The sequence below is a fragment of the Sciscionella sediminilitoris genome (genome assembly GCF_000737195.2).
In the GTDB taxonomy this organism is placed as follows: domain Bacteria; phylum Actinomycetota; class Actinomycetes; order Mycobacteriales; family Pseudonocardiaceae; genus Sciscionella; species Sciscionella sediminilitoris.
In genome coordinates this window covers 38,815-61,232 of the sequence record NZ_JALM01000005.1, presented here as the reverse complement: position 1 = coordinate 61,232, position 22,418 = coordinate 38,815, and the positions used below count along the sequence as shown (strand labels likewise).

The 22,418-nt window shown below is 68.0% G+C and carries 21 protein-coding genes; 5 read left to right on the top strand and 16 right to left on the bottom strand.

The window, feature by feature from the left end:
- Positions 1 to 9 precede the first annotated feature (9 nt).
- Positions 10 to 1,251: an LCP family protein gene (locus AD72_RS02145; RefSeq protein WP_063890698.1), complete on the bottom strand. Its 1,242-nt coding sequence runs from the start codon at positions 1,249 to 1,251 to the stop codon at positions 10 to 12.
- 109 nt (positions 1,252 to 1,360) lie between these two features.
- On the opposite strand from AD72_RS02145, the gene rfbB reads away from it, so the two are divergent.
- The 3 genes from rfbB (at position 1,361) to AD72_RS02130 (ending at position 4,287) form a co-directional block, all read left to right on the top strand.
- Positions 1,361 to 2,359: a dTDP-glucose 4,6-dehydratase gene (rfbB, locus tag AD72_RS02140; protein ID WP_031464636.1), complete on the top strand. Its 999-nt coding sequence runs from the start codon at positions 1,361 to 1,363 to the stop codon at positions 2,357 to 2,359.
- A 76-nt stretch (positions 2,360 to 2,435) separates the two neighbouring features.
- Positions 2,436 to 3,293, top strand: a complete 858-nt coding sequence (gene rfbD, locus AD72_RS02135) for a dTDP-4-dehydrorhamnose reductase (protein ID WP_031464635.1) — start codon at positions 2,436 to 2,438, stop codon at positions 3,291 to 3,293.
- 235 nt (positions 3,294 to 3,528) lie between these two features.
- Entirely contained in the window at positions 3,529 to 4,287 is a 759-nt protein-coding gene (locus tag AD72_RS02130; RefSeq protein WP_031464634.1) for a class I SAM-dependent methyltransferase, read from the top strand.
- 1 nt (position 4,288) lies between these two features.
- On the opposite strand, the gene AD72_RS02125 is transcribed toward AD72_RS02130, so the two are convergent.
- From AD72_RS02125 to AD72_RS02095, 7 genes are all read right to left on the bottom strand, one after another.
- Positions 4,289 to 5,086 (bottom strand): maleylpyruvate isomerase N-terminal domain-containing protein, encoded by a 798-nt coding sequence (locus AD72_RS02125; protein WP_231644708.1) that lies wholly within the window; start codon positions 5,084 to 5,086, stop codon positions 4,289 to 4,291.
- Positions 5,076 to 6,848 (bottom strand): 3-hydroxyacyl-CoA dehydrogenase family protein, encoded by a 1,773-nt coding sequence (locus AD72_RS02120; RefSeq protein WP_031464632.1) that lies wholly within the window; start codon positions 6,846 to 6,848, stop codon positions 5,076 to 5,078. The genes AD72_RS02125 and AD72_RS02120 overlap by 11 nt, the downstream gene beginning before the upstream one ends.
- Positions 6,849 to 6,940: 92 nt before the next feature.
- Positions 6,941 to 7,612: a dihydroxyacetone kinase phosphoryl donor subunit DhaM gene (gene dhaM, locus AD72_RS02115; RefSeq protein ID WP_031464631.1), complete on the bottom strand. Its 672-nt coding sequence runs from the start codon at positions 7,610 to 7,612 to the stop codon at positions 6,941 to 6,943.
- A complete protein-coding gene (gene dhaL, locus AD72_RS02110; protein WP_031464630.1) occupies positions 7,609 to 8,208 on the bottom strand; it encodes a dihydroxyacetone kinase subunit DhaL in 600 nt (199 codons plus the stop codon). Before dhaL ends, dhaM begins: the two co-directional genes overlap by 4 nt.
- A 19-nt stretch (positions 8,209 to 8,227) precedes the next feature.
- Positions 8,228 to 9,229: a dihydroxyacetone kinase subunit DhaK gene (dhaK, locus tag AD72_RS02105; protein WP_031464629.1), complete on the bottom strand. Its 1,002-nt coding sequence runs from the start codon at positions 9,227 to 9,229 to the stop codon at positions 8,228 to 8,230.
- A gap of 19 nt (positions 9,230 to 9,248) precedes the next feature.
- A complete protein-coding gene (locus AD72_RS02100; RefSeq protein WP_156365013.1) occupies positions 9,249 to 10,205 on the bottom strand; it encodes a DUF3558 domain-containing protein in 957 nt (318 codons plus the stop codon).
- A 37-nt stretch (positions 10,206 to 10,242) separates the two neighbouring features.
- Complete coding sequence (locus AD72_RS02095; RefSeq protein ID WP_031464627.1) at positions 10,243 to 11,211, bottom strand: hypothetical protein; 969 nt, start codon at positions 11,209 to 11,211, stop codon at positions 10,243 to 10,245.
- Positions 11,212 to 11,379: 168 nt separating this feature from the next.
- Here AD72_RS02095 and AD72_RS36320 point away from each other — a divergent pair, with 168 nt between their 5' ends.
- Positions 11,380 to 11,538 carry a hypothetical protein gene (locus tag AD72_RS36320; protein ID WP_156365012.1) on the top strand — a complete coding sequence of 53 codons (159 nt, stop codon included), beginning with the start codon at positions 11,380 to 11,382 and terminating at the stop codon, positions 11,536 to 11,538.
- A 58-nt stretch (positions 11,539 to 11,596) separates the two neighbouring features.
- On the opposite strand, the gene AD72_RS02090 is transcribed toward AD72_RS36320, so the two are convergent.
- The 3 genes from AD72_RS02090 to nucS form a co-directional block, all read right to left on the bottom strand.
- Positions 11,597 to 11,881, bottom strand: a complete 285-nt coding sequence (locus AD72_RS02090) for a hypothetical protein (RefSeq protein WP_031464626.1) — start codon at positions 11,879 to 11,881, stop codon at positions 11,597 to 11,599.
- A 9-nt stretch (positions 11,882 to 11,890) separates the two neighbouring features.
- The gene (locus AD72_RS02085) at positions 11,891 to 13,603 is read right to left on the bottom strand and encodes a sodium:solute symporter family protein (protein ID WP_031464625.1); all 1,713 of its coding nucleotides are present in this window, start codon (positions 13,601 to 13,603) and stop codon (positions 11,891 to 11,893) included.
- A gap of 274 nt (positions 13,604 to 13,877) precedes the next feature.
- Positions 13,878 to 14,537 carry an endonuclease NucS gene (gene nucS, locus AD72_RS02080; RefSeq protein WP_031464624.1) on the bottom strand — a complete coding sequence of 220 codons (660 nt, stop codon included), beginning with the start codon at positions 14,535 to 14,537 and terminating at the stop codon, positions 13,878 to 13,880.
- Between the two features lie 19 nt (positions 14,538 to 14,556).
- Here nucS and AD72_RS02075 point away from each other — a divergent pair, with 19 nt between their 5' ends.
- A complete protein-coding gene (locus tag AD72_RS02075; protein ID WP_031464623.1) occupies positions 14,557 to 15,120 on the top strand; it encodes an NUDIX domain-containing protein in 564 nt (187 codons plus the stop codon).
- A 447-nt stretch (positions 15,121 to 15,567) separates the two neighbouring features.
- Here AD72_RS02075 and AD72_RS02070 read toward each other — a convergent pair whose 3' ends face one another.
- From AD72_RS02070 to AD72_RS02050, 5 genes are all read right to left on the bottom strand, one after another.
- Complete coding sequence (locus AD72_RS02070) at positions 15,568 to 16,341, bottom strand: enoyl-CoA hydratase-related protein (RefSeq protein WP_031464622.1); 774 nt, start codon at positions 16,339 to 16,341, stop codon at positions 15,568 to 15,570.
- A gap of 56 nt (positions 16,342 to 16,397) precedes the next feature.
- On the bottom strand, positions 16,398 to 17,702 hold the full coding sequence (locus tag AD72_RS02065; RefSeq protein ID WP_031464621.1) for an MFS transporter: 1,305 nt from the start codon (positions 17,700 to 17,702) through the stop codon (positions 16,398 to 16,400).
- Between the two features lie 93 nt (positions 17,703 to 17,795).
- A complete protein-coding gene (locus AD72_RS02060) occupies positions 17,796 to 19,832 on the bottom strand; it encodes a protein meaA (protein ID WP_082468724.1) in 2,037 nt (678 codons plus the stop codon).
- A gap of 96 nt (positions 19,833 to 19,928) precedes the next feature.
- On the bottom strand, positions 19,929 to 21,740 hold the full coding sequence (gene ggt / locus AD72_RS02055; RefSeq protein WP_031464619.1) for a gamma-glutamyltransferase: 1,812 nt from the start codon (positions 21,738 to 21,740) through the stop codon (positions 19,929 to 19,931).
- Positions 21,741 to 21,954: 214 nt separating this feature from the next.
- Positions 21,955 to 22,311, bottom strand: coding sequence for a hypothetical protein (locus tag AD72_RS02050; protein ID WP_156365011.1), 357 nt, complete (start codon positions 22,309 to 22,311; stop codon positions 21,955 to 21,957).
- Positions 22,312 to 22,418: the final 107 nt, after the last annotated feature.

Genomic DNA, 22,418 nt, shown 5'->3' with positions numbered 1-22,418 from the left:
ACCGCTGGATCAGTCCACGCACTTCGGGCTGTTCAGCTCCGCCATCGCGGCCGCGGGCGCGGTCCGTCCCGGAGGCGCCGGCCTGCCCTGCGGTTTCGGCGTCTGCTGGGTGAAGATGTCCGCGACGAAACGGTGCACCGCCCCGGTGTCGACCTTGATGATGCTCTGCCCGCGTTCGTTGCGCGCGCCGACCGCCTCGACGGGAATGGTGGCGAAGTCGACATTGCCCCCGGCGAGCCCTTGCGCCTGCTGGACGAACTGGGTGATGTCGAAGTCGTTGTCGAACAGCATCGCCTTGCGCACCGTGTCCACCAGCCCGGAGAGCTTGGCCGGATCGGTGAGGGTGCCCGCGGAGAGCACCTGGTTGGCGGCGGAGGCGAGGAACACCTGCTGGCGCTTGATCCGGTCGAGGTCACCGTGCGGCAGGTTCTTGCGCTGGCGCACGAAGGACAGCGCCTGGCCACCGCTGACCGTCTGCCAGCCCGCGGTGAAGTCCGCCCCGGAGTCCTTGTCCTTGGTCGCGTGCTTGAGGCAGACCGGAACCCCGCCGACGGCATTGGTGAGCAGGTAGAAACCGTAGAGGTTGACCTCGGCGTAGTGGTCGATGTGCGCGCCGGTCAGCCCCTGCACGGCCTGCACGAGCTTGCGCGCGCCCGCCTGGCGCGATTTGCGCTCGACGTCCGGGCCGCTCTCCCCCTTCGCCCGCAGTTCGGCCATCTCCTGCTCGGCGGTGTGCCCATAGGCGGCGTTGATCTTCTCCGCGCCCTGGCCGGGGACGTTCACGTAGGTGTCCCGCGGAATGGAGATCGCCTTCGCCTTCCCGCCGCCGCGCGGGATCCGCAGCAGCATCATGGTGTCGGTGTTGACCCCGTCGGTCGCCTCGGTGCGCAGCCGCTTGAGCACATCGAGTGGCAGCGGATTGCCCTGGATATCGGTGCGGCTGTCGCTGCCGACCAGCAGGATGTCCTCGGCCCCGTCGTCCGCGCTCGGGCCCTCGCCCTTGGTGGAGAGCACATCGGCGGTGTTCGTGTTGCCCCGGAACCAGTTCACCACGCCCCAGGCGACGCCGGTCCCCACGAGCGCGACCACGGAGAGCACGATCAACCCGACCTTGACGCCGTTACGCACCCGTTGTGCTTTGGTCCGCGGCCGCTGCGGGGCCGCGGGCAGGGGTGCATTGGTCGCGCGCGGGTACGGCGTCGGCTTGAACGCCCGTTCCGCCCCGTCGGCCGGTTTCGTTGGATCGCCCACTCGTCTCCCTCTCGGCTGCCGCGAGTCTAGTCTGCGTCGCGCTGCGCACATGCGCCAACCACGGCGGTCTCCCGAGGATGACCCGAACGTGGCGTGCGAGACTGGTGCGGTGAACGCAGTGTCTCGAATTCTCGTCACCGGCGGCGCAGGCTTCATCGGCTCGCACTTCACCCGCCAGGTGCTCAACGGCGCGTACCCGGCCTTCTCCGGTGCCGAGGTGATCGTGCTCGACAAGCTCACCTACGCGGGCAACGAGGAGAACCTCGACCCGGTCCGGGACAGTGACCGGCTGCGGTTCGTGCACGGCGACATCTGCGAGGCCGAGGAGGTGGCCGAGCTGATGCACGGGGTCGACCTCGTGGTGCACTTCGCCGCCGAATCCCACGTGGACCGCTCCATCGCGGGCTCCGCGGAATTCGTGCTCACCAATGTGGTCGGCACCCAGACCCTGCTGCAGGCCGCGCTGGACGCCGGGGTCGGCAAGTTCGTGCACGTGTCCACCGACGAGGTGTACGGCACCATCGAGTCCGGTTCCTGGCGCGAGGACCACATCCTCGAGCCCAACTCGCCCTACTCCGCGTCCAAGGCCAGCTCGGACCTGCTCGCCCGGTCCTACGCGATCACCCACGGGCTCCCGGTCTGCGTGACCCGCTGCTCCAACAACTACGGGCCGTACCAGTTCCCGGAGAAGGTCATCCCGCTGTTCGTGACGAACCTGCTCGACGGGAAACAGGTCCCGCTCTACGGCGACGGGCTGAACGTACGCGACTGGCTGCACGTGGACGACCACTGCTACGGAATCTCGCTGGTCGCCGAGGCCGGAAAGGCCGGAGAGATCTACAACATCGGCGGCGGAACCGAGCTCACGAACAAGGAGCTCACCGAGAAACTGCTCGAGGCCACCGGACGCGACTGGTCCTCGGTACAGCCCGTCGAGGACCGTAAGGCGCACGACCGGCGCTACTCGGTGGACATCGGCAAGATCTCGGCCGAGCTCGGGTACGCGCCCCGGGTGCCCTTCGACAAGGGGCTCGCCGAGACGGTCGCCTGGTACACCGAGAACCGCGAGTGGTGGGAGCCGCTGAAGGAACGGGCGGCGCTGGCATGACCACGAAGACGACGAGCGCGGGAGCATCGCAGCGAGCCCTGGCGAGCGAGGAGCGCACCGGGCGAGGAGACGAGGCATGACCGAGGTACTGGTCACCGGGGCGCGCGGGCAGCTGGGCAGCGATCTGGCCGCCAAGACCGCGACGAACTGGGCCTATTCCTCGGCCGAGCTGGACATCACCGAGGAAGCCAGTGTCAAGGCCCGGCTCGCCGAGTTCGCCGGAGCGGGCGGTTCGGTGCTGTTCAACGCGGCCGCGTACACCGCGGTGGACAAGGCGGAGTCCGATGTGGACGCCGCCTTCGCGGTGAACGCGCGCGGGCCGGAACTGATCGCGAACGCCTGCGCGGAGTTCGGCATCGCCTGCGTCCACGTGTCCACCGACTACGTGTTCGGCGGGGACGCGGACCGCCCCTACGAGCCTGCCGATCCGACCGCGCCGAATTCGGTGTACGGGCGCAGCAAGCTCGCCGGGGAACAGGCCGTGCTCGCCGCGGGCGGGCACGTGGTGCGCACCGCGTGGGTGTACGGCGCGCACGGGCACAACTTCGTCAAGACCATGCTGCGCCTGCAGCGGGAGCGCGAGACCCTCACCGTTGTCGACGACCAGCACGGCACCCCGACCTGGTCGGCCGATCTCGCGGACGGGTTGCTGGAGCTCGCCGCCGCGCTGGGCGAGCGCGAGCTGCCGCAGGTGCTGCATGCCTCGGGCAGCGGCCAGACCACCTGGTGTGGCTTCGCCAAGGCGATCTTCACCGAGGTGGGCGCCGATCCGGACCGGGTGCGGCCGTGCACCACCGAGGAGTTCCCGTCCCCGACCCCGCGTCCCGCCTACTCGGTGCTCGGGGATGACGCGTGGCGCGCGGCCGGGCTCACCCCGCTCCCGGACTGGCGGGACGCGCTGCACCGGGCCTACGCCGCCGGTTCCTTCGGCTGAGCACCCGGCCGAGGCTGCCGTCCTCGTGCACCGCGGAGCAGGGTCAGCTGGACCGATTTTCCCTCCACTGCATGACTTTCGCGCCATGGCGGGCCCAGGTGGCCGGAAATCCGACGCGGCTGATGTTCTGTGCCGGACCGGCGTTCGGGGTGCCGAACATGCCTTCGTGGGCACGCGTGCCGCGGATTCCACCTTCGCCCCGGAATTGAGTTGATGGGGTTGCCAGAATAGCCACATGGCCACATTCGAGGAACTGATCGACGAGGCAGCGGCCGCCTCCGTCGACGGGTGGGATTTCGCCTGGCTGGACGGGCGGGCCACCGAACAGCGCCCCTCCTGGGGATACGCCCGGCTGATGGCGCGCAGGCTGGCCGGGGTCTCCTCGGCGCTGGACATCCAGACCGGGGGCGGTGAAGTACTCGACGAGGCCGAGACCCTGCCGCCGCTGATGGTGGCGACCGAGGCCTGGCCGCCGAACCTGGCCCGCGCGACCGAGCGGCTGCATCCGCGCGGCGCCGCCGTGGTCGCCGATCAGGACGAGCCGCCGCTGCCGTTCGCGGACAACGCCTTCGAACTGGTGACCAGCAGGCATCCGGTGACCACCTGGTGGGCCGAGATCGCGCGGGTGCTCCGGCCCGGCGGCAGCTACCTCTCCCAGCAGATCGGCCCGGAGAACCTCAGCGGGCTCAGCGCCTACTTCCTCGGCGAGCTGCCCGCCGAACACTATCGGGCCCGGCGCACCGAGGACGCGCGTGACGGCGCCGAACAGGCCGGGCTCGAGGTGCTCGACCTGCGCACCGAGCGGCTGCGGGTCGAGTTCTTCGATATCGGCGCGGTGATCTACTTCCTGCGCAAGGTCGTCTGGACGGTTCCCGAGTTCAGCGTCGAGCGCTACCGGGAGACCCTGCACCGGATGCACGAACACATTCAGCGCGAGGGCTCTTTTGTCACCGAGTCCTGCCGGTTCCTCATCGAGGCGCGGAAACGCCCGTAGTTCACGGACTGTGGAACCGGCCGACGAGGCCGGGACCGAGCCACGGTTTCCGGCCCCAGACAAGGGCTTTACCGGTCAGCGCCGGTTTCACCGGGCCGATCCGGCCGTAGTTGAGCAGCAGCGCGGTCACCGGTTCGAGGCTCAGGTGCACATCGATCCGCCCCGGTTCGGCCGGATCCACGGTCAGTTCGCCATCCCGGAAAACGTAGGTATAGCTGCCGAATCCGCGCAGTCGCAGCGCATAGCTCGCGGTGTGGCCCGAGGGTTTGGCCCAGCCGGGCAGAATCTGGTGCAGCCCGTCCATGATGATCGGCACGTGCGCGGGTTCGATGGGCCAGGGTTCACCGAGCGAACGCGCGATGTCGTGGCCGTGCACCACGAATTCGCCGAGCAGGGTGCCGAGCGCGAGATCGGCGCGCACCCGCTGGTCGCCGTCGAAGTTCATCAGCGGCGGCCGGTCCCCGAATTCGGCGATCGTGGCGAGCAGGGCATCGGTGTCCGCGCGCAGGATCCCGGCGAGGTCGGCACGGTCCCTGGTCGGCAGGGTCCGCACCTGCTCGGCGTTGAACGCGGGCAGATCCGCGACCCGCGAAGGCCATTCGCCCCCGCCGAGGGCGAGTGCGCGGTAGCGCGCGGGCTCCATCGCGACGTGCCCGAGGACATCGGTCACCGACCAGTCCGGGGTCGCCGCCACCGCGGCGTCCTTGTCCGGCGCGGACAACGCGAGTTCGGTGAACCGTTTCGCCATCCCGGCCACCGCTTCGGCGACCGGGACGGCGGGAGTTTCCTTAGTACGCACGGAATCCGTTTCCGGTCTTACGGCCGAGGCGGCCCGCGGTGACCAGGTGCTCGAGCAGCGGGGCCGGGGAGTATCCGGCCTCACGGAACTCGTTGTACAGGGTGCGCTCGATGGCCAGCGAGACATCGAGCCCGACCACGTCGAGCAGTTCGAACGGGCCCATCGGCAGCCCGCAACCGACCTTCATCGCGGTGTCGATGTCGTCCGCGGTCGCGTAGTGCGCCTCGAGCATGTTCACCGCATCGTTGAGATACGGGAAAAGCAGCGCGTTGGTGATGAACCCGGCCCGGTCGGCGCAGTGCACCGGGTGCTTGCGGACCTTCTCGGAAAGGGCGTGCACGGTCGCGACCACATCGCTGTCGGTGGCGATGGTGCGCACCACCTCCACGAGCTTCATCACCGGGGCCGGGTTGAAGAAGTGCATGCCGATGACATCCGCGGGCCGGGAGGTCGCCGCGGCGCACTCCACGACCGGAAGCGAGGAGGTCGTGGTCGCGAGGATGGCGCCCGGTTTGGCGACCTTGTCGAGCTCGGCGAACACTTCCTGTTTGATCGGCAGTTCCTCGGCGACGGCCTCGATCACGATGTCCACTTGCGACAGTGCGGAGAATTCCGCCGCGGGGGTGATCCGGCCGATGATCTCCTCGGCCGCGGATTCCTCCAGCTTTCCCTTGGACACCTGCTTGTCCAGGGATTTGCGCACCTTCGCGCGCGCGGCCTCGGCCTTCTCCGTGCTGCGCGCGCGAAGCACCACCGGGTACCCGGATTTCGCCAGCACCTCGACGATTCCGGTGGCCATGGTTCCGGTGCCGACCACGCCCGCCGACTGGATCGGGCGCGCGGTCGCGGTATCGATCGCGGCTGCCGCGGATTCGGCGTCCGCGACCACGTTCGGCGAATCCGGCCCGTCATAGCTGTAGAAACCGCGCCCGGTCTTGCGCCCGCACAGACCCGCGGTGATCATCTGCTTGAGCAGCGGGGCCGGGGCGTGCAAGCGGTTGCGGGACTGGCGGTACATCGATTCGAGGATCTCGTACGCGGTGTCCAGCCCGATGAGATCGAGCAGCTGCAGCGGACCCATCGGGTAGTTGCAGCCGTACCGCATGGCCGCGTCCAGATCCTCGCGGCTGGCGTAGCTCTGCTCGTACATGGTCACCGCGTGGTTGAGGTACCCGAAAAGCAGCGCGTTCGCGATGAATCCGGCGCGGTCCCCGACGACGACCGGGGTCTTGCCCAGCTTCTCGGCGAACGCGACCACCTCGTCGATGACCGCCGGTTCGGTGACGACGGTGCGCACGATCTCCACGAGCTTCTGCACCGGAGCCGGATTGAAGAAGTGCATCCCGACGACCTTGCCGGGCCGTTTGGTGTGCACGCCGATCTCGGTGACCGAGAGCGAGGAGGTGTTCGAGCAGATGATGGTCTCCGCGCCGACGATCTCGTCCACCTCGGCGAAGATGCGGGACTTCAGCTCCAGGTTCTCCGGGACCGCCTCGATGACCAGGTCCACCCCGGCCAGATCGGCGAGCGATTCGGTCCAGGTGATCCGCCCGAGCAGCGCCTCCCTGCCCTGCGCGTCGATCTTCTCCTTGTCCACCGCACGCTGCGTGGAGCGGTTCAGATGCTCGCGGCCACGTTCGATCCCCTCCGCGTCGACCTCGACGGCGACCACGGCGATCCCGCTGCGCGCGAGCACCTCCGCGATCCCCGACCCCATGGTGCCCAGGCCGATCACGCCGACCGAACCGAATTCACGTGCCACGGCATTACCTCCGCTTGGTTACCTCCGGGTAATATCGGCCATCGTGCCATGGAACGCCCTGCTCACGGCGTGAAACTCGCCACGCAATCGGTTCAGGACTCTCCGAAACCACTCTCGATGAGGCCGCGCACCGCCTCGAGCGCACGCGTGGCATCGGCCCCGTCCGCGGTCACCGTGAGCGAATCGCCCTTGCGTGCGTCCAGCCCGAGCAGGCCGAGCACGCTCGCCGCATCGGCCCGCTGCGCACCCTTGGTCACGGTGACGTGCGCGTCCAGCCCGGCGACCGCGCGGGCCACCGCAGCGGCGGGCCGGGCGTGCAGGCCGATCTCGTTGACCAGTTCCGCGGTGAACCCGGCTCTTTCGACGGAACCACAGTTCCCGGCGGGCGCCGCGCTCTCCTCCTGGGTGCCCGCGCCGACCGCGGCATCGAGCACCGCGCGCAGCCCCGCCCCGCCCTGCGCGGCGACCGCGGCGGCCACCGCGCCCTCCACGAAGGGAGCCTCCACCAGCGCCACGCGATCCGGTTCGGCAAGCGATTCGATGGCGAGCTCCGCGGTCATCCGCGCGCTGCCGAGGTCATATAGCACGGCGACCTCGCCCGCACAGGCTTCGAGCGCGGCGTGCACCGCCGCGAAATCGGTACCGAGCTCACCCTCGATCCCGCCGACGCCCGTGATCGCCACATCCGGGGCCATCTGCCCGGCGAGCTCGGCAAGGCCCTCCGCGAGCCGGGCGCTGTGCGAGACCAGCACGAGTGCGGTCACGGGAGCAGGGCCCGCAGGATCAGCGCGGTGGACCGGGCACCCGGATCGATGTGCCCGACGCTGCGCTCCCCGAGATAGGAGGCCCTTCCCTTACGTGCCACCAGATCCCGGGTCGCTTCCGCTCCTTCTGCCGCGGCACCCGCCGCGGCTTCGAGCGCTTCGCGCACCGTCGCCGCGGATTCGGCGGCCGTCACGGCGGGGGCGAGCGCGTCGACCATGGTCTTGTCCCCTTGCTCGGCCTTGCCGCGCGCGACGACCCCGTCCAGTCCGGCGCGCAGTGCCGTGACCACCGCGGCCGTGTCGAGCTCCGCGAGGTCTTTCACCGCGGTCGAGGCGCGCAGAAAAGCGGTGCCGTACAACGGGCCCGCGGCACCGCCGACCTTCGAGATCAGCGTGGTCGCCAGCTGCTTCAGCACCTCGGCCGGGCTCTCCCCGGTCGGCGCGGCAGCCCAGGCTTCGAACCCGCGCCGCAGATTCTCCCCGTGGTCGCCGTCGCCGATCACCCGGTCGAGTTCGACGAGCTCGTCGCGGTGTTCCCGGACGGTCTCCACCACCCGGTGCACCGCCGCGCGCACATCCTCGCCCGTGCAAGCCATTACTTCGCCTCCTTCTCGATTACCGGCCCCACCGCAGCGCGGGGGTGTGCACCGGCGCGTCCCAGTAGCGCGTGCGTTCGCCGTCCATGCGCAGCACGGTGAAGCTGATCCCCGACATGTCCAGGCTCGTGATGTACGGCCCCACCAGCCGCCGGGTCACCCGGATGTCCCGCTCGGCGAGCAGGCGTTCCGCGATCCCGTGCGCGATGAACAGCTCCAGTTGCGGGGTGGCGCCGAGCGAATCGGTGAACAGCAGCACCTCGTCCCCCGCGGCGAACGGCAGATCGGCGAGGATCGGATCGAGCAGCGAACCCACCATGTGCTCGGCGTCGGTGAACGGGACCCGTTCGCGCCCGGGTTCGCCGTGGATGCCGATGCCGAGCTCCATCTCGTCCTCGGCGAGCGTGAAACTCGGTTCCCCGACGTGTGGCACGGTCGGTGCGGAAAGGGCGAGGCCCATCGAACGCACCGCGGCGATCACCCCTTCGGCGAGCGCGGCGCAGCCGTCCAGATCGGTCCCCTCCGCCGCCGCGGCACCGGCGATCTTCTCCAGCAGCACCGTTCCGCCGACTCCCCTGCGGCCCGCGGTGTGCGTGGAATCGGTGACCGCGACATCGTCGTCGATCACCACGGTGCGTACCCGGTGCCCCTCGGCCTCCGCGAGTTCCGCCGCCGTCTCGAAGTTCAGTACGTCCCCGGTGTAGTTCTTCACGATCAGCAGTACCCCCGCGCCACTGTCGCTCGCCTCGATGGCCGCTGCCATCTGGTCCGGGGTCGGCGAGGTGAACACCGGACCCGGGCAGGCGGCGGCGAGCATCCCGTCCCCGACGAATCCCGCGTGCAGCGGTTCATGTCCCGATCCGCCACCGGAGATCACCGCGACCTCGCCTACCCGCGGTCCACCCGCGCGCAGGACGACGGCCGGATCCTGCCGCACGGTGAGCAGCTCCGGATACGCGGCGGACATGCCGAGCAAGGCGTCACCGACTACCTGTTCCGGGTCACCCATGACCTTTTTCATCGGCGTGCTCCAATCGCGCTCACGGTTTGGGTAGCTTGCCCACCACGAGTTTGGCGACCTGTGCGGCTTTTGGACAGATATCCCCGGCGGAACGCAGTTCATCGGTGAGGCTCACGGTGACCAGTTCGCTCTGCCCGTCCGCGAGCGGTTTGTGCGCCCAGGTGAGCTCGCAACCGGCCGCCCCGGGCGGTGCCTGTTTCTTGGCGGCGATCCCGTTGCCGAGGTCCACCTTGTCCTTGTCACCCGGCGACTGTGCCTCGCCGATCTGAAAGGCCAGCTCGAGCCCGAACGAGCCGCCCCGCCATGTGCAGTCGAACAGCCCGGTCCCCTTTCCTGCCGGGGTCTCACCGAGCACCGCCTTCAGGGTCCCGCCGTCCACCGTCTCGCAGGCCCGCGCCGCGGTGACCGAACCGGTTCCGGCGCGCTGTGGCGGGTTCTGGCGCAGTGTCCGGATCACCTCGGCGGCCAGGGTGCGCGCCGCCGGGCAGTTCACGTTCCGCCCGTCCACATAGCGCAGCCAGATACCCCGCTTGGCGTGCGAGTCGGTGAGGATCTTCTCGCTGCACTCACCCGAATTCGATTCGCTGGCGGGCAGGCCTTCCACGTGTGAACTGAGTTTGGTGTACTCCGGATCGATCTCGGTGCCCAGCTGTACCTCGACGTAGTGCCCGATCTGCTTACCGTCGCCCAGATCCTGATCGCAGTCCCCCGGATCGACCGGAATCGAGGGCTTGCCGTGCGCCCCGCCGAAGCGGTCCAGTGCGAGCTTGCCGAGCAGCGCGCACGGATCGGCGAGGCGCAGCCGATCGGCGGCCAGCCGGGGATCGATCGCGGCGTCCGGCTCGGTCGCACCGGGAATCGTGGTGCGCGGGAAGGTCCGCTTGGCGGTGTCCACTCCGCCGCACGCGGTGAGCAGCAGCACGGCGGCACAGCCGAGGGTGGCGAACCCGAACGGCCGGAGTACTCGACGGGGCACGTCGACACACTAGTGGACGCAGGCGGTGTGCGCTGGCTTAACGCTGCGGAAGCTTGGGCAGCACGACCTTGGCCGCGCCGATCGCCTTCCCGCAGACATCCGCGTGCGAGTTCTTCTTGTCCTCGACCGAGACCTTCACCATCTCGTCCTTGCGGCCGAGGCCCGGTTCGCGTTCGCCGGTGTCCGGCTTGTGCAGCCACTCGATCGCACAGCCCTGGACGCCGGACATGCCGGACTGACCGGCTTTCACCCCGTTGCCCAGGTCCACATCCTTGTCCTTGGACACGAAGCTCGAGTCGCCGATATCGAGTGAGACGGTGAGATCGAAGGCGGCATTGGTCCACTTGCACTGGGTGAGCCCGATGTGCGAGGCGTCCGGCGAGCTGCCGACGATCCCGCGCACCGTTCCGCCGTCGACGAGGTCGCAGGGCTCGACGAGGGCGAGCGAGTTGGTGTCAGTGCGCGGCGGCGGATCCGTGCGCAGCACCTCGATCACCGTCTTGGACAGGGCCCGCGCGGCGGCGCACCTGCTCTGCTCGGGCTCCGGATCATCGCTGTAGGACAGCTGGAAACCCTTGTGCTCACGGCTGTCGGTCAGCACCTTCTCGCTGCAGTCGGTGAGCGACTGCTCGTGCGCGGGCAGACCGCCGATCTTGTCGGTGAGCTTGCTGAAGCTGGGGCTGACCGAGGTCCCGAGGTCGATCGAGACCGATTTCCCGCCCGCCGTCTTGCTCTTCAGCGGCTGGCGGCACTCGGCGAAGTCGGTGCCCACGGCCGGTTTCCCGTCGACCTCGCCGTAGCGGTCCAGGCCGAGCTTGGTGAGCAGTGCGCAGGGATCGATCTTGCGCATCCGGTCCGCAGCCAGCTTCGGATCGGTCGCCGCATCGGGACTGCTCGCCTCGGGCACGGTCGTACGCGCGAAGGTCTTCTTGCTCAGATCCGGTCCGCAGGCGCTGAGCAGCAACAGCGCGGCGAGACCGAGGACGGCCGATACACGACGGGACACGGCAGCACCCTAGCCGAGTCCGCGTCCGCCCTGTCCGAACAGCACGAAAAGCCCCGAGTGACCAGGTTCACGCACGGTTTCGGAAACGATCAAGATGGTTCCCGCGTTGATACCCATGTCAGTGCCGACACCGATCACCCCGAACCGATGGAAGGACTACCGATGTTCGTGAGCCGAATCGCTCCACGTATGGACCGTGTCGTCGGCGACAACCACCCCACGATGCGCGGTTCGCGTTCCCGCGCCCGGACCCGGCTGAGCAGCATCGCCCGCCGCGTCGACGACTGGACCCTCGAGACCCTGAACCCGCCGCGCCACCTGCGCTGAGACGGGCCCGCGTTGCCCGGGGCGCCCTACTCGAAACGGCCCCGGGCAACGCGCTCGGCTACCGCTGCTCCCCCGGAGTGAGCATGTCCTCCGGGCGCGCCTGCGCCTCGATGACCACCGGCCGCAGCCAGGCCCAGATCCCGAACAGCGCGGCGACCACGATCATCACGATGCCGACCCAGAGGTTGATGTTGATCCCTCCGGTCTTCGCCGCGGCGGCATCGGTGAAGTCCACCAGGCCCATGATCAACAACACGATGCCGAACACGCCGAACAGTGTGGCGATGATGTAGCGCAAATCGAACAGGCCCGCGGTACGCCGCGTCTTGGCTTCCTCGGTCATTTCTCCACCTCACCAGAAGATGATGTTCAGCGCGACGGCGAGCACCAGCGCACCCATGCCGACCACGACCGGTTTGCGGTACCAACCCCGATCGTCGCTCGCCTCGGAGCGCCGCAGCGCCTTGCGATCGGTCAGCGACCAGACAAGCCCGGTCAGCTCCGAGTCCGGGCGCGGCCTGGTCACCGCGGTCACGGCGACGGCAACGGCGATGTCGATCACGAACGCGGCCAGCGCGGAGACGAACGACAGCCCCTGCCCGCTGATCGGAAGCACCCCGACCTTGCCGAGGATGTTCACGATCACCGCGGACAAGGTACCCGCGATCAGGCTCCATCCGGCCGCGGCCGCGGTCATCCGCTTCCAGAACAACCCGAGGATGAAGGTCGCGAACAGCGGGGCGTTGAAGAAGCTGAACAGGTCCTGCAGATACGTCATGATGTTGTTGAAGCCCATGGCGATCGCGGCACCACCGATGGCCAGCACACAACCGACGATCGTGACGATCCGGCCGATCCGCAGGTAGTAGCCGTCCGGGCGGCCCTTGCGCACGTACGACTGCCAGATGTCGTAGGTGAACACCGTGTTGAAGCTGGACACGTTGGCCGCCATACCCGCCATGAACGAGGCGATCAGCCCGGCGATGGCGACCCCGAGCATGCCGTTCGGCAGCACATCCTTGATCAGCAACTGGATCGCGTCATTGGGCTCGTATCCGTTGGAACACTTCGCCGCCCCCGCGACGAGCTCCGCCTTGCACTTGGCGAACGGCCCGGAAAGCACCGCGGCGATCATCCCGGGAATGAAGATCACCAGGACGATCAGCGTCTTCGGGTAGGCCGCGATCAGCGGAGTACGCCGCGCCGCCGAGACCGACTTCGCCGAGAGCGCGCGCTGGATCTCGGCGAAGTTCGTCGTCCAGTACCCGAAGGAGAGCACGAACCCGAGACCGAACACGATGCCGAGCACCGAGAGCGTGCTGTTGCCGATCGAGGTCAGGTTGCTGCCCGGCCAGGAGGAAAGCTGCGCGGCGGCATCGTTCGCCGTCGAGGAGCCCTGGATCTTGTCCACCAGGCCGGACCAGCCGCCCACCCGGTGCAGGCCGACGATCGTCAGCGGCACCAGCATCGCCACGATCACGAAGAACTGCAGCACCTCCGTGTAGATCGCCGCGGAAAGACCGCCGAGCGTGGTGTACGCCAGCACGATCACCGCCGCGACCGCGACCGAGAGCCACAGATTCCACCCCAGCAGCGCCTCGACCACCGTCGCCAGCAGGAACAGGTTGATACCCGCCTGCGCCACCTGAGCGAGCGCGAAACTGATGCTGTTCACCAGATGCGCGAACTTGCCGAATCGGCGCAGCAGGAACTGCGGCAGACTTCGCACCTTCGCGCCGTAGTAGAACGGCATCATCACCAGTCCGACGAACACCATCGCCGGCACCGCGCCGATCCAGTAGAAATGCACCGTGGGGACGCCGTACTGCGCGCCGTTCGCCGTCATACCGACGAGCTCGACCGCCCCCAGGTTCGCCGACATGAACGCCAGCCCGGTGACCCATGCGGGCATGGACCTTCCGGAGAGGAAGAAATCCAGGCTGTTGTTCACCGACCGCTGCGCAAGGAACCCGATCCCCAGCACCAAAACGAAATAAACAGCGACCAACACATAGTCAATCGCACTCGCATCGAGCCGGAGGTTCGCATCCGCGAGTACGTGCACCGGCCACCTCCTCGTTGAGCCAACAAGAACCAACAACAGTCCACACCAGTGGGTCCGGGAGGAACCCTACTCCCTGTAACAACCCACCGGAACGGCCCCAAAGAAAACGATTTGGAATCGAGTGACCCGATCGGTCGATCACCCAGCAACCGAGCTGTCGACCCGTAATCAGGGCAGCACAGCGTGGAACATCGGCCGAACATCCGAATGTCAACATTGCGTCATTCGGACGTAGTGGCTCGATCACACTCCGGAATGAGTCCCCAGGGCGAGCTCAGAACAGGCGGAATTCGTCCGGTTCGATCCCGCGCAGCGCGTCGTAGTCGAGGGTCAGGCAGCGGATACCCCGATCCTCGGCGAGCGTGCGCGCCTGGGGTTTGATCTGCTGCGCGGCGAACACGCCTTGCACCGGTGCGAGGAGCGGATCGCGGTTGAGCAGTTCGAGGTAGCGGGTCAGCTGCTCGACACCGTCGATCTCGCCACGGCGTTTGATCTCCACGGCGACCGTCGACCCGCCCTCGTCACGCGCGAGGATGTCGACCGGCCCGATCGCGGTGGGGTATTCCCGGCGTACGAGGCTGTATCCGGTGCCGAGGGTGCCGATGTGCTCGGCGAGCAGTTCTTGCAGGTGCGCCTCGACGCCGTCCTTGACGAGCCCCGGCTCGGCGCCCATCTCGTGCTGGGAATCGTGCAGCACTTCCTCGATGGCGATGACGAGTTTCTCGCCCGTCTTGTTCTGCACCGTCCAGGTATCCGGCTCCTCGGTGACCCAGCACGGCGGGCTCATCCAGTTGAGCGGCTTGTAGGCACGGTCGTCGGAATGCACCGACACCGAACCGTCGGCCTTGACGAGCAACAGACGCGTGGCCATCGGCAGGTGCGCGGTCACCCGCCCCGCGTAGTCGACCTGGCAGCGAGCGATCACGAGACGCACGCGGGCCATGATAGGTGCCATGAAACAGCTCGGTTCCACCCAGGTGTACGCGAACTCCTGGATGACCGTCCGCGAGGACCGCATCGAACGCCCGGACGGCTCCAACGGCATCTACGGGGTCGTGGACAAACCCCACTACGCCCTGGTCATCCCCTACGAGGACGAACACTTCCACCTCGTGGAGCAGTTCCGCTACCCGCTCTCCGCACGCCGCTGGGAATTCCCACAGGGCACCGCACCGGAACGGGCCGAGGTGCCGGCAGCGACCCTGGCCGCGCGGGAACTCGCCGAGGAAACCGGACTGCGGGCCGGGCAGATGACCGAACTCGGCACCCTCGACGTGGCACCCGGGCTGTCCTCCCAACAAGGCACCGTGTTCCTGGCAACTGAGCTGACCAGGGGAGAACCTTCCCGGGAACTCGAGGAACAGGACATGAACTCGGCCTGGTTCTCCCGCGCCGAACTGGAGACGATGATCCGATCCGGCACGATCGCGGATGCGCAAACGCTTGCGGCCTACCTCCGGCTGTTGCTGCACGAAGGTTCCGCGAACGCTGGCCGGGAACCTGGCCGGGAACACTGATCACTTCGCGGAACAGGCGCCACAACCGAGGACCACAGCAACCGAGAACACTGTTCTTGGCCGAGAACAGGTGCCGCGGTCCGGAACGGTGTTCACGGCGGAGGCGGCACCCCCTCCCCTGTCGCGAGCAGCGTTCTCATCCGAGAACAGCGTTCACAGTCGAGGGCGGCACTCGCGGCACTCCCGGTCGAGAGCGGCGTTCACAATCGAGGGCGGCACTCCCGGTCGAGAGCAGCGTTCATCATCAAGAACAGCGTTCACGACCGAAGACGGCGTTCACAGTCACGAACGGCGCTTACGGTCACGGACCGCGTTCACGGTCGAGAGCAGCGATCACCGTAGCGAGTCATGGTCGGGGCGGAGAACGCTGATCACCACGGAGAACCCCGTTCACCGGCGAGAACAGTGTTCACACGGGTGAGCACTGTTCCGTTCAGTTCGGCCAGATCAGTTCGGCCAGACCGGCGGGCGCTTCTCCAGGAACGCGGACATCCCCTCGCGCGCGCCCTCCAACTGCGATGCGGCGGCCATGACCTCGATGGCGTGCGAGTAGGCCTCGGACTCGGGCCGGTCGAGCTGTGCGTAGAGGGCCTGTTTGCCGAGGGCTTTCGAGGACCGGTCCCCTCGTGTGGCGCGGGCGAGCAGGTGCTCGACGGACTTGTCCAGCTCTTCGTCGGGCACCGCGGTGTTGATCAGTCCCCATTCCGCGGCGGTCACCGGATCGACGATGTCTCCGGTGAGCGCCATCTCCATCAGCCGTTTGCGGCCGATGCTGCGCGCGACGGGAACCGCGGGCGTATGGCAGAACCATCCGCCTTTCCCACCGGGCAGTGCGAATCCGGCAGAGGCAGCAGCGATCGCAAGGTCGCAGCTGGCGACGAGCTGGCATCCGGCGGCCGTGGCCAGTCCGTGCACGCGGGCGATCACGACCTGGGGCACCGATTGGATAGTGGTCATCAGCTCGGTGCACACATTCAGCAGTTCACGCACCCCGAGCAGGTCCCGCTGGGCGACATCGGCGAAGTCGTGCCCCGCGGAGAACACGGGCCCGTTGCCCGCGAGGATGATCCCGCTCGCATCGCTTTCCCCTGCCGCGACGAACGCGCCGAGCAGTTCGGAAAGGTGTTCCTCGGAGAGTGCGTTGCGGCGCTTCGGTTCGTTCATGGTGATGCGCACGGTCTCGTCGTCGGACTCGACCAGAATGTGTTCGTACTCGGCCATATTCGCAGACGGTACCGGCTCGGCGCGGTGTTGTCAGGACGCCCGATCGCCGGTCCTCAGGCGTCGGCCTCGGCCGGATCGGGGGTTCGGCCGAGCGCGAGCCCGACCACGGTGAGCACCGCGGTCCCGGCCAGGTACAGCGCGATCGCCAGCCAGCTCCCGGTCGCGGAGAGCAGCGCGGTGAAGATCAACGGTGCGATGGCGCCCCCGAGTACGCCCGCGATCGTGTAGGCGAGCGAACTGCCCGTATAACGCAGCCGCGCGGAGAACTGCTCGGTGACGAAGGCCGCCTGCGGTCCGTACATCGAGGCGTGAATGGCGAGCGCGACGATCATGCCGATGATCAGCCAGGCGATCGAGCGCCCCTGGATCAGCGGGAAGAAGGCGAACGGCAGGGCCGCGGCGGCGATCGCCCCGATCAGGTACAGCAACCGGCGATTCATCCGATCGGAGAGCGCACCGAAGGCCGGGATCAGGAACAGCTCCACCCCGGAGGCGATGAGCATCGCGGTGAGCCCGACCGAACGGGAAAGGCCGAGCTGCTGGGTCAGATAGGTGAGGATGAACGCGGTGAACAGGGAGTACTGCACATCCGGGCAGATCCGGGAGAGAATACCGGCGAGCAGTGGCCGCCATTCGTACCGGAACACATCGCGCAGCGGAGCGGCGGACCGTTCCCCCTTGGCCTGGATCGCCTTGAACACCGGTGTTTCCTCGAGTTTGACCCGGATCCACAGCCCGAAAGCCACGAGCAGCGCGGAAAGCAGGAAGGCAACCCGCCAGCCCCAGTTGTTGAACTGCTCGGTCGTCACGAGCGCGCTGACCAGGGCGAGCACCCCGTTCGCGAGCAAGGTTCCCGCGGGCGGGCCGACCTGCGCCGCTGATGCCCAGAACCCCCGTTTTCGCGGATCGCCGAACTCACTGGACAGCAGCACCGCCCCGCCCCATTCGCCGCCGATGCCGACTCCCTGGGCGAACCGCAGCACCACGAGCAGAATCGGTGCGGCGCCGCCGATCGTGGCGTAGGTGGGCAACACACCGATCAGGAAGGTGGCGATGCCGACGAGCACCAGGGTCAGGACGAGCACCCGTTTGCGCCCCAGCACATCGCCGAGGCGGCCGAAGACGAACCCGCCGAGCGGGCGCGCGGCATATCCCACGGCATACGTGGAAAAGGCCAGCATCGTGGAAGCCAGCGGATCGTCGCCGGGAAAGAACAACGGCCCGAAGATCGTCGCGCTGGCCACCGAATAGGCGGCGAAGTCGTAGTACTCCAGCGTGGTGCCGGAAAGACTGGCCGCGAATGCCTTGACCAGCGACTTACGGTCGACCGAACTGCGGTCGATGGTGCTCTCGGACATGCGCGATCCCTGCTCGGTCGACTCGGGTGCGCACAGTGTTCGGCAGCGTGCCGGTCAACGCAAGTCACGCGACCGGCGAGTCCGCGCGGCTGTTCAGCCGGTCACCGAGGCAGGGTCGATCTCGTGCTGCTCGCAGATCACGTCCACGATGCCGTCCATGATCTCGGTGAGCTCGTAGTCCTTGGGCGTGAACACCCGCGCGACACCGTGCGCGCGCAGAGCGGCCGCGTCCTCGGGCGGGATGATCCCGCCGACGATCACCGGGATGTCCTCGGCACCACTGGCCCGCAGTCCTTCGACCACAGCGGGCACGACCTCCATGTGCGAACCGGAGAGCACGGAAAGCCCGACCACGTGCACGCCTTCCTGCACGGCGGCGGCGACGATCTGCGAGGGGGTGAGCCGGATTCCCTGATACACCACTTCGAATCCGGTGTCCCTGGCGCGCACCGCGACCTGTTCGGCGCCGTTGGAATGCCCATCGAGTCCCGGCTTGCCGACCAGCATGCGCAGCCGCTCGCCGATGCGTTCACCGGCGGCCTGCACCCGGCCGCGCACCCTGGCGATCTCCGCACCGGCCTCGCCCGCCGCCGAAGCACCGGAAACCCCGGTCGGTGCGCGGTATTCGCCGAACTCCTCGCGCAGCGCCTGCGACCACTCCCCGGTCGTGACCCCGGCCCGGCAGCACCGCAGGGTGGCCTCGACCAGGTTCGCCTCGGTCTTCGCTGCGGCGCGCAATCCTTCGAGGGCCTCGGCGACCGCGGTGTTGCCCCGCTCGGCGCGCCATTTCCGGATGGCCTCGATCGCTTCCTTTTCCACCTGCGGGTCGACGGTCTCGATCGCGTCCACATCCCCGCTCTGCAGCGGAGAGGGCTCGGTGCTCTCGAACTTGTTCACCCCGACGATGACGTCCTCACCGGATTCCATGCGCCTGCGCCGTTCCGCGAGGGAGGAGACGAGCTGGGACTTCATGTACCCGCTCTCCACCGCGGCCACCGCACCGCCCATGCCCTGTACCCGGTCGATCTCGGCCCGTGCACCCTCCACAATGGACGCGACCTTGGCCTCCACCACGGTGGAACCGTCGAACAGGTCGCCGTAGTCGAGCAGATCCGTCTCGTAGGCGAGCACCTGCTGCATGCGCAGCGCCCACTGCTGATCCCAGGGGCGGGGCAGGCCGAGCGCTTCGTTCCACGCGGGCAGCTGCACCGCGCGGGCGCGCGCATTGCGGGAAAGCGTGACCGCCAGCATTTCCAGCACGATTCGCTGGACGTTGTTCTCCGGCTGCGCCTCGGTGAGCCCGAGCGAGTTCACCTGCACGCCGTACCGGAACCGGCGCGCCTTCGCGTCCGTGACCCCATAGCGTTCCCTGGTGAGTTCGTCCCACAGCTCGGTGAACGCGCGCATCTTGCACATTTCCTCGACGAACCGCACCCCGGCGTTGACGAAGAACGAGATGCGCCCGACGACGCGGCCCATGTCCTCGGGCGCGATCTGGCCGGAATCGCGCACCGCATCCAGCACGGCGATCGCGGTGCACAGCGCGTAGGCGACCTCCTGCGTCGGGGTCGCGCCCGCCTCCTGCAGGTGATAACTGCAGATGTTGATCGGGTTCCACTTCGGCACATTGTTGACCGTGTAGGCGACCATGTCGGTGATCAGCCGCAACGAGGGCGCCGGCGGGAACACGTAGGTGCCGCGGGAAAGGTATTCCTTGATGATGTCGTTCTGCGTGGTCCCCGCGAGCTTGGCGACGACCTCTTTCCAGTCCTTGCCCTCGGCCTCGGCCTGTTCCTGCGCCACGGTGACGTAGAGGGAGAGCAGCCACATCGCCGGGGCGTTGATGGTCATCGAGGTGTTCGCCTCGCCGAGCGGGATCCCGTCGAACAGGGCCCGCATATCGCCGATGTGGCTGACCGGGACACCGACCTTGCCGACCTCACCGGTGGACAGTTCGTCATCGGGGTCGTAGCCGGTCTGGGTGGGCAGATCGAAGGCGACCGAGAGCCCGGTCTGGCCCTTGGCGAGGTTTCGCCGGTAGAGCTCGTTCGAGGCAGCGGCCGAGGAGTGACCGGCATAGGTCCGCATGACCCACGGACGATCGCGCTCACCATCGTTCGGGTATGGCACCGTGACCTCCAGAGCAGGGTTAACCGACGCTAACCCATGATACTGGCCGGTAACCCATTCGCACGGTGGATCCGATCACATGTACCGGTCAAGCGTTCAGTCGACCGAGTGCATCACGGCCGCGGCCGAGCCACCACGCCGTTCCGGTTCACCCGCGGCGACCACCGAACCGTCCGTGCGGAACTCCAGGCCGTCGGCGACCCCGATGGTCGGTTTGGCGCCCGGCTGGTCCGCGGTCGACTCCACGTAGAACTTCTGCCCGAGCTTTTCGAGTTTCTTCGCCTCCGGTGAAGCGAGGAAGGCCGGTTCGACCTGGGTCTCGGCGGTGTTGCGCTGCGAGGCGCGCGGGGCCGCGATCGCCTCCGGCAGGCCCATCCCGAAATCGATGCGGTTGACCAGGATCTGCAGCACCGTGGTGATGATCGTGGAACCACCGGGGGAACCGACCGCCAGGAACGGCTTACCGTCCTTGGCCACGATCGTCGGGGACATCGAGGACCGCGGGCGCTTGCCGGGGGCGGGCAGGTTCGGGTCGGGCACTCCCGCGGCACTCGGCGCGAAGTCGAAGTCGGTGAGTTCGTTGTTCAGCAGGAAGCCGCGCCCGGGCACGGTGATCGCGCTGCCGCCGAGCTGTTCGATGGTGTTGGTGTAGGAGGCGACGTTGCCCCACTTGTCGGTGATCACGAAATGGTTGGTGTGCCTGCCCTTGTCCTGCGCGGGCGCCCCGGCCTTCGCGGTACAGCCCGTGTCCGGGCGGTAGGGATCGCCGGGCGCGACGGGGCTCTTGCCCGCGTGGTCCGGGTCGATCAGGCAGGCGCGGGCGTCCGCGTAGCGCTGGGAGAGCAGTTCCTGCTGCGGAACCGGGGTGTAGCGCGGATCACCGAGGTACCGGTCCCGGTCGGCGTAGGCCAGCCTGCTCGCCTCCAGGTAGTAGTGCAGCGCCTCGGCCCGGTCCATCGTGGCGAGATCCTTGGTTTCCAGGATGTTCAGCGCCTCGGCGACGGTGACCCCGCCCGAGGAGGACGGCGCCATCCCGTACACGTCGAGGCCGCGGTAGCGCGAATGCGCGGGGCGTTGATCCGCGGTGCGGTAGGTGGCGAGATCGGCGGGAGACATGCCACCGGAACCGGGCTGGATGTTCGCACCAGGCGCGGTCGGCGGATCGTTCACCGCCTTGCGCAGATCGCGGCCGATTTTCCCGCGGTAGAAGGCATTCGTGCCGTGTGCACGGATCTGGGCGTAGGTGCGGGCCAGATCCGGGTTCTTGAAGGTGGAACCGACCTGGGGCGGTTTCCCTCCGGGCAGGAACAGTTTCGCGGTCGGGGCGAACTGCCCGAACCGCTTCTGGTTCTGCGCGGTCTGGTCGGCGAACACCTGGTCCACGGTGAACCCCTTGGCCGCGACCGACTGCGCGGGCGCCAGCGTCTTGTTCAGGTCGAACTTGCCCCAGCGCTCGAGCAAACGCTGCCAGGTGGCGAGCATTCCGGGCACCCCGACCGAGATCCCGTTGTTGATGGCGGTGTCCCGGTCCATGGGTTTTCCGGTGCGCTTGTCGATGAACCGGTCCTTGTCCGCGGAGTACGGCGCCTTCTCCCGGCCGTCGATGGTGGAGACCTTCTTCGTACGCGCGTCGTAGTACACCACGTACCCACCGCCGCCGAGGCCCGCGACGTAGGGATCGGTGACCCCGAGCGTCGCGCCGACCGCGACCGCCGCATCCGCCGCGGTGCCGCCTTCCCTGAGCACTCGCATGCCCGCTGCCGTGCTCTCCGCGGTGTCCGAGACGACCGCTCCCCCTGTTCCGGTGGCCACCGGATTCTTGTGCGGAGGAGGCGCCGCGGCCGACATCCCGGGCGTGGCAACCAAAGCGAGGACGGTGACGAGGGCCGCGGCGGGCTTGGCGAGCATGCGCTGTGTTCTACCGCATGGTGTCGCCGGACACCAGGGCCATCAGGGTCACCAGCACCCCGATCCGGTTGTACACCGAGTTATCCACAACCCAAGGAGTTATCCACAGATTGTGCACAAGCCCACGCGAACCCCTCTGACCTCGATAAACTGTCATCGGGGGGTACCCCCGTAGCCGGGCGCCGTGGATGAACGGCGCCCGGGCCTGGCGTGGCTACTTCCTCGGGGTGGCCGGTTCGACGGGCTTGGTCGGCAGGGTCTGCCCGGGTTCTCCCGGGTGGGTCGGGTGCGCGGGCTGTACCGGGTGCCCTGGCTTGGTCGGCAGGCTCGTTCCCGGAGGCAGGACGATGACCTGGCCCGATGGCAGGACGATGACCCGGTGCGGGGCGTCGCCGATCTTGTGCCCGGGAATGTGCGCCGCATCGGCCGGTGCCTTCACGGTCTGCGCGGGGTTCTTGGTGGTGCTCCCGGGATCGGTGGCGGCCGAGGCGGCGCTGGCCGTGGCGACGCCGACCGCCGCGGTGCAGCCGAGGATCAGGACGGTGCGGCGGACCGCGCGATTGATTCGCATGTTCACTCCAGTTCGTCGGTTTATCCGTGCTCTGCCATGGCAGGACCGACTGTGCCGGTGGCCCGCTGAAGGGAAGCTGAACGAACCTGAAGGCGTCTTCAGGTTGG